This is a genomic window from Niastella sp. sgz303648 (assembly GCF_059587045.1).
On the sequence record NZ_JCAPSW010000036.1, the window covers coordinates 1 to 14,406 of the forward strand.

The following is a 14,406-nucleotide window of genomic DNA, read 5'->3' on the forward strand; positions in this document are numbered from 1 at the left end:
TATAAGTAAAGGTGTATACAATATCACCAGCGCAAGCCGGATTACCGGTCACTACAGGCGCCGATACAATTAGCGTTCTGCCGCAATTATCAGTTACTGTTGGCGGTGTGGGCGCAGTAGCAGCGCTCGGACATGCTACAGTAGATGTTGTAGCTGCAGGCATCGTTACAACCGGCGGAGCAACTGTTGTAGTATGCGTCCAGGTATAATTTGTTCCGGCACAATCAGTATATGTAAATGTGTAAACAATATCACCTGAGCAAGCCGGATTGCCGGTCACTACAGGCGCCGATACAGTTAGCGTTCTGCCGCAGTTATCGGTAACAGTTGGCGGAGTCGGAGCCACTGCCCCACTCGGACAAGCAACTGTTGAAGTGGTATTAACAGGCACAACTACAACCGGTGGAGCTACAGTAGTTGTATGTGTCCAGGTATAGGTTGCACCTGCACAATCTGTATAAGTAAATGTATAAACAATATCTCCTGCGCAAGCCGGATTACCAGTCACCACAGGTGCTGATACATTAAGCGTTCTGCCGCAGTTATCAGTAACAGTTGGCGGAGTCGGAGCCACTGCCCCACTCGGACAACCAACTGTTGAAGTGGTATTAACAGGCATTGTTACCACCGGAGGTGCAACTGTCGTGGCATGCGTCCAGGTGTAATTTGTACCGGCACAATCAGTATAAGTAAAGGTATATACAATATCACCTGCACAAGCCGGATTGCCGGTCACCACAGGTGCTGATACAGTTAGCGTTCTGCCACAATTGTCAGTTACTGTTGGTGGTGTAGGTGTAGTAACAGCGCTCGGACAGGCAACTGTTGAAGTGGTTGCCGCAGGCATTGTAACCACTGGTGGTGCTACAGTAGTTGTATGTGTCCAGATATAAGTTGTTCCGTTGCAATCCGTATAAGTGAATGTATAAACTATATCTCCTGCGCAGGTCGGATTACCAGTTACAACCGGTGCAGAAACAGTAAGCGTTCTGCCGCAATTATCAGTTATTGTCGGCGGCGTCGGTGTTGTAGCTGCGGATGAACAAGCAACCGTCGAGGTGGTATTAGCAGGCATTGTAACCACTGGTGGTGCTACCGTAGTAGTATGCGTCCATGTATAATTTGTACCGGCACAATCAGTATATGTAAATGTGTAAACAATATCACCTGAGCAAGCCGGATTACCAGTCACAACAGGAGCAGAAACAGTCAGCGTTCTGCCGCAATTATCAGTTACTGTCGGCGGCGTTGGTGTCGATGCCGCAGAAGGACAAGCAACGGTTGAGGTGGTTGCAGCAGGCATCGTTACTACCGGCGGCGCAATGGTTATTGTGTGCGTCCAGGTATAATTAGTGCCGTTGCAATCTGTATAAGTAAAGGTGTATACTATATCCCCAGCACAGGTTGGATTACCAGTCACCACAGGTGCAGAAACAGTTAGCGTCCTGCCACAATTATCAGTTACTGTCGGTGGTGTTGGTGTGGTGGCTGCACTCGGACAGGCAACAGTTGAGGTAGTTGCAGCAGGCATCGTTACCACCGGTGGAGCAATAGTCGTAGTATGCGTCCAGGTATAATTAGTTCCGTTACAATCAGTATAAGTAAACGTATAAACAATATCTCCTGCACAAGCCGGATTACCGGTCACCACTGGTGCAGAAACCGTAAGCGTTCTGCCGCAATTGTCAGTTATTGTCGGCGGCGTTGGTGTGGTAGCAGCAGATGGGCATGCAACTGTCGATGTAGTTGCTGCAGGCATTGTAACCACCGGTGGAGATACAGTCGTGGTATGTGTCCACGAATAATTAGTTCCGTTGCAATCTGTATAAGTAAAGGTATAAACTATATCGCCCGAACAAGCCGGATTGCCAGTCACAACCGGCGCTGATACAGTAAGCGTTCTGCCGCAATTGTCAGTTACTGTTGGCGGCGTTGGTGTGGTGACTGCACTCGGACAGGCAACTGTTGAGGCAGTAGCCGCAGGCATTACAACAACCGGCAGAGCAACTGTTGTAGTATGCGTCCAGGTATAATTAGTTCCTGCACAATCAGTATAAGTAAACGTGTAAACAATATCGCCTGCGCAGGTTGGATTACCAGTCACTACAGGTGCTGATATAGTCAGCGTTCTACCGCAATTATCAGTGACTACAGGCGGTGATGGATCTGTGGCATTAGACGGACAGGCAACCGTTGAAGTTGTTGCTGCAGGCATAACCACAACCGGCGGTGCAATGGTTGTGGTATGTGTCCAGCTATAAGTTGTACCGTTGCAATCAGCATAAGTAAATGTATAAACTATATCTCCAGCGCAAGTCGGATTACCAGTCACCACAGGAGCTGATACAGTCAGCGTTCTACCGCAATTATCAGTGACTACAGGCGGTGAGGGATCTGTGGCATTAGACGGACAGGCAATCGTTGAAGTTGTTGCTGAAGGCATAACCACAACCGGCGGTGCAATGGTTGTGGTATGTGTCCAGCTATAAGTTGTACCGTTGCAATCAGCATAAGTAAAGGTATAAACTATATCTCCTGCACAAGTTGGATTACCGGTCACAACAGGTGCTGAAACTGTCAGCGTTCTGCCGCAATTGTCAGTTACTGTTGGCGGTGTGGGCGCAGTAGCAGCGCTCGGACAGGCTACAGTAGATGTTGTAGCTGCAGGCATCGTTACAACCGGCGGTGCAATGGTTGTGGTATGTGTCCAGGTATAAATTGTTCCGTTGCAATCTGTATAAGTAAACGTATAAACTATATCTCCTGCGCAAGCCGGATTACCAGTCACAACAGGTGCTGATACAATAAGCGTTCTGCCGCAATTATCAGATACTGTCGGTGGAGTTGGTGTGGCAGCAGCGCTCGGACAGGCAACGGAAGATGTTGTTACAGCCGGCATGGTTACCACAGGAGGTAATATGGTAGTAGTGTGCGTCCAGGTGTAATTTGTTCCGGCACAATCAGTGTAAGTAAAGGTGTAAACGATATCTCCTGCGCAAGCCGGATTACCGGTGATTACAGGAGCACTTACAGTCAATGTTCTTCCGCAATTATCAGTTACAATTGGTGGTGTTGGCGTTGTAGCTGCACTCGGACAAGCAACGGTTGAAGTCGCATTGGCAGGCATAACTACAACCGGTGGAGATACAGTAGTTGTATGTGTCCATGTATAATTAGTACCGTTGCAATCTGTGTAAGTGAATGTATAAACTATATCACCTGCGCAAGCCGGATTACCAGTCACTACAGGCGCTGATACAGTCAGAGTCCTTCCACAATTATCAGTTACGGTCGGTGGTGTGGGTGTCGCTGCCCCACTCGGACATGCAACTGTCGAAGTGGTATTGACTGGTATCGTTACAACCGGCGGTGCAATGATTGTGGTATGTGTCCAGGTATAAGTTGTACCATTACAATCAGTATAAGTAAATGTATAAACTATATCGCCTGCGCAAGCCGGATTGCCGGTCACCACAGGCGCCGATACAATTAGCGTTCTGCCGCAGTTATCAGTGACAGTTGGTGGTATTGGCGTTGTAGCAGCACTCGGACAGGCAACTGTTGAAGTGGTATTGCCAGGCATCGTAACAACCGGCGGTGCTACCGTAGCGGTATGCGTCCAGGTATAATTAGTTCCATTACAATCGATATAAGTAAAGGTGTACACTATATCACCTGCACACGCCGGATTGCCAGTCACCACAGGTGCCGATACAGTCAGCGTCCTGCCGCAATTATCTGTAACAGTTGGTGGAGTCGGAGCCACTGCCCCACTCGGACAGGCAACTGTTGAAGTCGCATTAGCAGGCATCGTTACCACTGGCGGAGCAATAGTCGTAGTATGAGTCCAGGTATAATTAGTACCGTTGCAGTCAGTATAGGTAAAGGTATAAACAATATCTCCTGCGCAAGCCGGATTGCCAGTCATCACAGGTGCTGATACGCTCAGCGTTCTGCCGCAATTATCAGTTACTGTTGGCGGCGTAGGCGCTGTAGCAGCGCTCGGACATGCTACAGTAGATGTAGTAGCTGCAGGCATCGTTACAACCGGCTGAGCAATGGTTGTGGTATGTGTCCAGGTGTAATTTGTTCCGGCACAATCAGTGTAAGTAAACGCATAAACGATATCTCCTGCACAAGCTGGATTGCCGGTCACCACAGGTGCTGATACCGTAAGCGTTCGGCCGCAATTGTCAGTTACCGTCGGTGGTGTTGGTGTAGTAGCAGCACTCGGACAGGCAACCGTTGACGTAGTAGCCGCAGGCATCGTTACCACTGGTGGAGATACAGTAGTTGTATGGGTCCAGGTATAATTGGTACCGTTGCAATCAGTATAAGTAAATGTATAAACAATATCGCCCGCACAAGCCGGATTACCGGTCACTACAGGCGCCGATACAGTCAATGTTCTGCCGCAATTATCAGTAACAGTCGGTGGTGTGGGTGTAACAGCAGCCGAAGGGCAAGCAACAGTTGAAGTCGCATTCGCAGGCATTACAACAACAGGCGGAGATACAGTAGTGGTATGTGTCCAGGTATAATTGGTGCCAGCACAATCTGTATAAGTAAAGGTGTATACAATATCACCAGCGCAAGCCGGATTACCGGTCACTACAGGTGCCGATACAGTCAGAGTCCTTCCGCAATTATCGGTTACTGTCGGTGGCGTGGGTGTCGCAGTAGCACTCGGACAAGCAACGGTTGAGGTAGTTGCAGCAGGCATTGTAACCACAGGCGGCGCAACAGTAGTTGTATGCGTCCAGGTGTAATTAGTTCCATTACAATCAATATAAGTAAATGTATATACTATATCCCCTGCACAAGCCGGATTACCGGTCACCACAGGCGCTGATACAGTCAGCGTTCTGCCGCAATTATCAGTTACTGTTGGCGGTGTGGGTGTTGTAGCTGCAGATGGACATGCAACTGTCGAAGTGGTTGCAGCAGGCATAACTACAACCGGCGGTGCTACTGTTGTAGTATGTGTCCATGTATAATTAGTACCGTTGCAATCTGTATATGTGAATGTATATACAATATCCCCAGTGCAGGCCGGATTACCAGTCACAACAGGTGCTGACACGGTGAGCGTTCTGCCACAATTATCAGTTACCGTCGGTGGTGTGGGCGTCGCAGCTGCAGAGGGACAAGCAACAGTCGAAGTCGCATTGGCAGGCATAACTACAACCGGTGGTGCAACTGTAGTGGTATGTGTCCAGGTATAATTTGTTCCGTTGCAATCTGTATAAGTAAACGTATAAACTATATCTCCTGCACAGGTTGGATTACCAGTCACAACAGGAGCACTTACAGTAAGTGTTCTGCCGCAATTGTCAGTTACTGTCGGTGGTGTTGGTGTTGTGGCTGCAGATGGACAAGCTATAGAAGATGTGGTAGCAGCAGGCATAACTACAACCGGTGGAGCAATGGTTGTGGTATGTGTCCAGGTATAATTAGTGCCATTACAATCAGTATAAGTAAAAGTATAAACAATATCGCCTGCGCAAGCCGGATTACCGGTCACCACAGGTGCTGATACTGTCAGCGTTCTGCCGCAATTGTCAGTTATTGTCGGCGGCGTTGGCGCAGTAGCAGCGCTCGGACATGCTACAGTAGATGTTGTAGCAGCAGGCATCGTTACAACCGGTGGTGCAATAGTTGTAGTATGCGTCCAGTTATATGTTGCACCGTTACAATCAGTATAAGTAAAAGTATAAACAATATCTCCTGCGCAAGCCGGATTACCAGTCACCACTGGTGTAGATACAGTCAGCGTTCTGCCGCAATTGTCAGTTACTGTTGGCGGCGTTGGTGTGGTGACTGCACTCGGACAGGCAACGATTGAAGTCGCATTGGCAGGCATAACAACAACCGGTGGAGATACAGTAGTTGTATGTGTCCATGTATAATTAGTACCGTTGCAATCTGTGTAAGTGAATGTATAAACTATATCGCCTGCGCAAGCCGGATTACCAGTCACAACAGGTGCACTTACAGTTAAAGTTCTTCCACAATTATCGGTTACTGTCGGCGGCGTAGGCGCTGTAGCTGCTGATGGACAAGCAACTGTTGAAGTCGCATTACCTGGCATTGTCACCACCGGCGGTGCTACCGTAGTAGTATGCGTCCAAGTATAATTGGTACCGCTACAATCAGTATAAGTAAATGTATAAACTATATCACCTGCACAGGTTGGATTACCGGTCACTACAGGCGCCGATACAGTCAGCGTTCTGCCGCAATTATCTGTCACTGTCGGTGGTGTGGGCGTAGCAGCAGCGCTCGGACATGCTACAGTAGATGTTGTAGCCGCGGGCATCGTTACTACTGGAGGTGCTACCGTAGTCGTATGCGTCCATGTGTAAGCTGTACCATTACAATCAGTATAAGTGAATGTATATACAATATCCCCTGCACAAGCCGGATTGCCAGTTACAACAGGTGCAGAAACAGTAAGCGTTCTGCCGCAATTGTCAGTTACTGTCGGCGGAGTAGGCGCTGTAGCTGCTGATGGACAAGCAACTGTTGAAGTCGCATTACCTGGCATTGTCACCACCGGCGGTGCTACCGTAGTAGTATGCGTCCATGTATAATTGGTACCGCTACAATCAGTATAAGTAAATGTATAAACTATATCACCTGCACAGGTTGGATTACCGGTCACTACAGGCGCCGATACAGTCAGCGTTCTGCCGCAATTATCTGTCACTGTCGGTGGTGTGGGCGTAGCAGCAGCGCTCGGACATGCTACAGTAGATGTTGTAGCCGCGGGCATCGTTACTACTGGAGGTGCCACCGTAGTCGTATGCGTCCATGTGTAAGCTGTACCATTACAATCAGTATAAGTGAATGTATATACAATATCTCCTGCACAAGCCGGATTGCCAGTCACCACAGGTGCAGAAACAGTAAGCGTTCTGCCGCAATTGTCAGTTACTGTCGGCGGCGTAGGTGCTGTAGCTGCTGAAGGACAAGCCACTGTTGACGTAGTAGCTGCAGGCATTGTAACCACCGGTGGAGAAACAGTCGTAGTATGAGTCCAGGTATAATTAGTTCCATTGCAATCTGTATAAGTGAACGTATAAACTATATCGCCTGCGCAGGTTGGATTACCAGTCACAACAGGAGCTGATACAGTAAGCGTTCTGCCGCAATTGTCAGTTACTGTTGGCGGTGTGGGCGCAGTAGCAGCGCTCGGGCAGGCTACAGTAGATGTTGTAGCAGCAGGCATCGTTACCACTGGTGGAGATACAGTAGTTGTATGGGTCCAGGTATAATTAGTTCCGTTGCAATCAGTATAAGTAAACGTATAAACAATATCTCCTGAACAGGCCGGATTACCAGTCACCACAGGCGCTGATACAGTAAGCGTTCTGCCGCAATTGTCAGTTATTGTTGGCGGTGTGGGCGTAGTAGCAGCGCTCGGGCAGGCAACCGTTGAGGTGGTATTAACAGGCATTGTAACCACCGGCGGTGCTACAGTAGTTGTATGCGTCCAGGTATAATTAGCACCGGCACAATCTGTGTAAGTAAACGTATATACTATATCACCTGCGCAAGCCGGATTGCCGGTCACAACAGGTGCTGATACAGTCAGTGTTCTGCCGCAGTTATCGGTTACTGTCGGCGAAGTCGGAGCCACTGCCCCACTCGGACAAGCAACTGTTGAAGTGGTATTAACAGGCATCGTTACCACCGGCGGCGCAATGGTTGTAGTATGCGTCCAGGTATAATTAGCACCGGCACAATCTGTGTAAGTAAACGTATATACTATATCACCTGCGCAAGCCGGATTGCCGGTCACAACAGGTGCTGATACAGTCAGTGTTCTGCCGCAGTTATCGGTTACTGTCGGCGAAGTCGGAGCCACTGCCCCACTCGGACAAGCAACTGTTGAAGTGGTATTAACAGGCATCGTTACCACCGGCGGCGCAATGGTTGTAGTATGCGTCCATGTATAATTTGTACCGGCACAATCCGTATAAGTAAATGTATAAACTATATCTCCTGCACAAGCCGGATTGCCAGTCACAACAGGTGCACTTACAGTAAGCGTTCTGCCGCAATTATCAGTTACCGTCGGTGGTGTTGGTGTGGTGGCTGCAGAAGGACAAGCAACTGCAGAAGTGGCAGCAGCTGGCATAACCACAACCGGCGGCGCTACAGTCGTAGTATGAGTCCAGGTATAATTAGTACCGTTACAATCTGTATAAGTGAATGTATAAACGATATCGCCTGCACAAGTTGGATTACCGGTCACTACAGGCGCACTCACAGTTAAAGTTCTTCCACAATTATCAGTTACTGTCGGCGGAGTCGGCATCGATGCCGCAGAAGGACAAGCCACTGTTGAAGTGGTAGCTGCAGGCATCGTTACCACCGGCGGTGCAATGGTTGTAGTATGCGTCCAGGTATAAGTAGCTCCTGCGCAATCGGTATAAGTAAAGGTATATACAACATCACCGGCGCAGGTTGTATTCCCGGTTGTCACAGGCGCCGATACAGTAAGTGTTCTGCCGCAATTATCAGTTACAGTCGGTGGTGTAGGTGTTACCAATGCAGCCGGACAGGCAACCGAAGATGTTGTTACAGCCGGCATGGTTACCACAGGAGGTAATATGGTAGTAGTGTGCGTCCAGGTATAATTCGTACCGGCGCAATCAGTATACGTAAATGTGTAAACAATATCTCCTGAGCAGGTAATATTTCCGGTAGTCACCGGCGCCGATACAGTAAGCGTTCTTCCGCAATTATCAGTGACGGTCGGAGGCGTTGGTGTTACCAATGCAGCCGGACAGGCGACGGAAGATGTTGTTGCAGCCGGCATGGTTACCACAGGAGGCAATATGGTAGTGGTATGCGTCCAGGTATAATTGGTACCGGCGCAATCGGTGTAAGTATAGGTATAAACAATATTTCCTGAACAGGTCGGATTACCGGTCACTACGGGAGCACTCACTGTTAATGTTCTTCCGCAATTATCGGTCACTGTTGGCGGTGTTGGCGCAGTAGCCGCTGCCGGACAAGCCACTGTTGATGTGGTGACTGCAGGCATCGTTACAACCGGCGGAGCAACTGTTGTTGTGTGTGTCCAGGTGTAAGTAGCTCCTGCACAATCGGTGTAAGTGAATGTATAAACGATATCTCCTGCACAAACCGGGTTACCGGTCACTACAGGCGCACTCACAGTTAAAGTTCTGCCGCAATTATCGTTTACCGTCGGTGGTGTAGGTGCAACAGCAGCTGATGCACAAGCTACTGTTGATGTGGTAGCCGCAGGCATCGTAACCACCGGGGGCAATACGGTTGTTGTATGCTTCCAGGTATAGGTAGTGCCGGCGCAATTGGTATAAGTGTAAGTATATACAATATCACCATTGCACGATGGGCTGCCGGTGATCACCGGACCGTTTACCGTTAATGGACTTCCGCATACAGTTACTACCGGTGGCGTAGGTGCGGTAGCAGCCGATGAGCAGGCAACTGTTGATGTTGTATTGGCCGGCATAGTAACAGCCGGAGGCGCTACAGTAAGTGTTTGGGTAGCTGAAGTTGTATTTCCACAGGCATCGGTCGCCGTCCAGGTTCTGGTAATGGTTCCGCATCCGCCTGTAACATTATTGGTTTCGTTACTAACTACGGTAATGGTAGGATCACAATTATCAGTAGCAGTAACAGTGGCAGCTGCAGGTATATTATCACACTGAACCGTAGCATTGGCCGGAACGCCGTTCAAAACAGGCGCTGTATTATCAATAACCGTCAATATCTGTTTGGCGGTAGTGGTATTGCCACAGAAATCGGTGGCCGTCCAGGTACGTGTAATGGTTCCGCAACCTTTGGTTACATTATTGGTTTCGCTGTAAACAACCTGCACATTAGGGTCGCAATTGTCGGTAGCAGTCACCACTACCCCACCATCGGGAATGTTATCGCACTGCACTGTGGCATCGGCGGGTACGCCGGTTATGATGGGTGCGGTTATATCAATTACAGTCAGTATTTGTGTTGCAGTCGTTGTATTACCGCAGGCATCGGTGGCCGTCCAGGTTCTGGTAATGGTTCCGCAGCCAGCCGTTACACTATTTGTTTGGTTCAGCGTCACTACCACATTGGCATCGCAGTTGTCGGTGGCGGTAACTGTTGGGGCAGCCGGAATAGCATCGCATTGAGCTGTAGCATTGGCCGGTACGCCATTCAACACAGGTCCTGTTACATCTCTTGTAAAGGTTACTGTTTGTGTGGCAGTTGCGTTATTGCCGCAATTGTCGCCAACAGTCCAGGTTTTTGTTACACTGTAAGTACAACCCGAAACCAACACTTCGGCTCCTACCGTTCCGGTAGCAGTAAGCCCGGTGCTGCAATTATCGGTAACGGTTGCATTTCCAAATGCGGCATTGATGGTGGCAGCCGTAGGGTTACATCCCACCAAAGTAGCAGTGCTTAGGGTAATTACCGGCGCCTGTGTATCTCTTGTAAATGTAATTGTTTGCGTAGCTGTTCCGGTATTGCCGCAGGAGTCTGTTACCGTCCAGCTTTTGGTTACTGAATAAGTACAACCCGAACCGGTTTCGGTACCCACGGTTCCTGTAGCAACCAAACCGGTGCTGCAGTTATCGGTAACAGTGGCTGCTCCAAACGCTGCATTAATAACGGCCTGTGTAGGATTACAGGGAACAGTCGTTGCGGCAGCAAGGGTAATTACAGGATTTTCAGTATCGCGTTTGAATGTAAGTGTTTGGGTAACCGGCGTTGCTGCATTTCCGCAGGAGTCGGTTGCATTCCAGGTGCGGGTAATCGACCGGGTACAGGTACCGGTTTCGGCACTGGTGGTTGAAGTAGCAACAAAAGTTTGATTACAATTATCTGTAACCGTTGCAGTACCCCAGGCTGCACTGATCTGCGCTGCTGTTGGATTGCACCCTAACGTCGCAGCGGCCGTCACTGTAATTACCGGCCTGGTCGTATCATATATAGTGAAGGTGCGGCTACACGAGCTGTTACATCCGTTTAATGTAACAGCAAGACTCAAGGTATAAGTGCCGCAGCTGCCACGTGCTATTACAGTAACCGTTTGACCGGTTGATGATCCTGAAATACTTCCTTTGCCCGATATGCTCCAGCTATAGGAACTTAATCCTGCTGCTGCTGTATAGGTATTGGTCGATGCCGGACAAATACTGTCGTTTCCGCTGATTGAACAGGTTGGCAATGGTTTTACCGTTACATCAACACAAACGGGCGAACTGGAACAACCGGCTGCCGTGGTAGCCACCACACAATAATTAAATGTTCCGGCTACCGTAGGCGTTGTGGTAACATTCTGCGTTGCTCCTGATGCAGGAGTTAAATAAGTTGTTGGCGACCATTGGTAAGTTACGGGCTGATAAGTACCATTAAGACCAACATTATCCAATGCCCAGTTGCTTCCGGCGGTGCCATCATACCTGAAACGCACGCGCACATTCGATTTACCGATGTAGGCACTTAGATTGATCGATTCCTGTATAAAACCGTTGTTCGGATTTCCTACATTGGTAGGACCGGTATATGTTTTAAGCGTATTATAGGTTAAACCGCCGTCGGTAGAAATTTCAACATAGCCGGTTGTACCCGCATTAAAGTTTAATGCCGTATAATAATTAAACACCGGGTTGATTACTCCAACCAAACTAAAAGGAGGTGTTATTAAACTCGCTTCGCTACCGCCGCCATCACCGTTTACGATCATGAATTTAGTATTGGTTGGCGGCGCATTTGAGTTGAACGTTACACCGTTAAATACTTTTCCGTTATTGGTTTCGCCCCATTCACTATTGTCATCCTTGTTATTACTGTTGGCATCATTTCCACTCCATCCTGCCGGATTGGCTGTTTGAAAATCTTCAACCGGAAATGGCGGAGGACCGTAATCACTCGCTTTCAACACCGATGATTGACCTAAACAAATGATGGGTGGATTGGCCGTAGCGGTGGGTGTAAACGGTGGATTCACCGGAACAATGCCATAGCTTGAATAAGCATAACATCCGTTCAATTCCATATATACCCGGTATATGGTGGTGGTGGTTAAATTCAGATACGATTGCGTGGTAGAAGTATTGCTGACCGTTGTCCAGGTAGATCCTCCGTCGGTAGAAGTCTCCCATCTTAAAATATTACCGGTATAGTTCGACAAAGTGATGGTACCACTATTGCTTCCGGGACATACTCCCGGACTCGAAGACAAATCCCCCGACGGGCTTTGGGTAACTGTGATGGGTACGCTTGCAGTAGCCGTACATCCGTTTGCTCCTGTTCCCGTAACAGTATAGGTGGTAGTAACACTGGGATAAGCATTAACAATACTTCCGGTTGTAATAGATAAATCGGTTGAAGGGCTCCAGGTATAGCTGGTGGCCCCGCTGGCAGTTAAGGTAACAACATTGCCACTGCAAAAAGCGGCTGATGCGGGTGACACGGTTACTGTTGGTAAAGCATTTACCGTTGCAGTAACAGCAACTCTGGTGGCAGAAACGCAACCGGTAGAAGTATTTCTTGCTTCGCCATAATAAGTTGTGGTAGCAGATATTGATGGTGTGGTAAAGCTGGCGCCGGTTCCCTGTAATGTACCTCCGGTCGATGCATCGTACCAATCGATAGTAGTGCCCGCAGCACTGGTAGCCGATAATGTTACTGTTCCCGGTCCGCACCTCGATGCACTGACAGGCGATGTGGGGGCTGAAGGACGGGGATTTACTGTAATTACAACGGTTGAAGTGGCCGCTGTACAGGGACCTGCACCATCTGGGTCGTTTGTTGTCAGGGTCAGCGTAACCGTTCCACTTGTAATACTCGGTGTATAAGTAGATGTTAATGATGTTGCATTCGAAAATGTTCCGCTCGGAGCAGTCCAGGTTGAGCTGGTAGCCCCTCCGCCAATTGCTCCGGCCAATGTTACCGTGCTTCCGGCGCATACTGTTTGCGCTGCGCCTGCACTGGCAGTGGCTGCCTGGTTTACTGTGATTACTACTGTTGACGTTGCAGCCGTACAGGGACCTGCGCCATCGGGATCATTGGTTGTCAGGGTCAGTGTAACTGTTCCACTGGTAATACTCGGTGTATAAGTAGAAGTTAACGATGTTGCATTCGAGAACGTTCCGCCTGGCGCACTCCAGGTTGAACTGGTGGCGCCGCCACCGCGGGTTCCTGCAAGTGTTATAGTGCCACCGGCACATACTGTTTGCGGCGCACCGGCATTGGCAGTAGCTGCCTGATTTACCGTGATTACTACGGTCGAAGTTGCAGCCGTGCAGGGGCCTGCACCATCAGGATCATTCGTTGTTAACGTCAGCGTAACCGTTCCACTTGTAATACTCGGTGTATAAGTAGATGTTAATGATGTTGCATTCGAGAACGTTCCGCTCGGAGCAGTCCAGGTTGAACTGGTGGCGCTACCTCCTATTGTTCCATTCAGTGTCACCGCACCACCGGCACATACTGTTTGCGCTGCGCCTGCACTGGCAGTGGCTGAAGGATTTATAGTTATCACAACGGTTGAGGTTGCAGCCGTACAGGGCCCTGCACCATCAGGATCGTTTGTTGTGAGGGTCAGCGTAACCGTTCCATTGGTTATACTCGGTGTATAAGTAGAAGTTAACGATGTTGCATTCGAGAACGTTCCACTTGGGGCGGTCCATGTTGAACTGGTGGCGCCGCCACCGCGGGTTCCTGCAAGTGTTATAGTGCCACCGGCACATACTGTTTGCGGCGCACCGGCATTGGCGGTTGCGGCCTGATTAACAGTGATCACCACCGTTGACGCAGCAGCCGTGCAGGGGCCTGCACCATCTGGGTCGTTTGTCGTCAGGGTTAGCGTAACCGTTCCGCTGGTGATGCTCGGTGTATAGGTAGAAGTTAACGATGTTGCATTCGAAAACGTTCCGCCCGGTGCGCTCCAGGTTGAGCTGGTAGCGCTGCCGCCTATGGTTCCATTCAGTGTCACCGTACCACCGGCACATATTGTTTGTGCAGTACCCGCATTGGCAGTCGCTTCAGGATTTACAACGATAGTTCGGGTAGCGCTAGCCGGTGCACAAGGTCCTGCCCCATCAGGATCGTTTGATGTCAATGTTAAAGTAACTGTTCCCGTAAAATTAGCCGCCGGTATGTAGGTTACATTATAGGGTTTGTTTGTTTGTACCGTGCTGCTTAATGTACCCCCTCCCGAAGTAATTGACCAGGCGCCTGTAGTCGCGGCTCCGCCTACACTGGCTCCGCTTAACGTAATGGCTGATGGACTGGCCGATTGACATACAACATCCGGGCCGCCGGGTGTTACAGTAGCTGCCGGGTTGACAGTGATCACGACAGTTGACACTGCGGCCGTACAGGGACCCGCACCATCAGGATCATTCGTTGTGAGGG

At 49.4% G+C, this 14,406-nt stretch carries 1 protein-coding gene; it reads right to left on the reverse strand.

What is annotated here, in order from left to right:
- A partial coding sequence (locus AC59IL_RS38660; RefSeq protein WP_496557616.1) for an HYR-like domain-containing protein occupies positions 1 to 14,406 on the reverse strand: 14,406 nt, incomplete at both ends.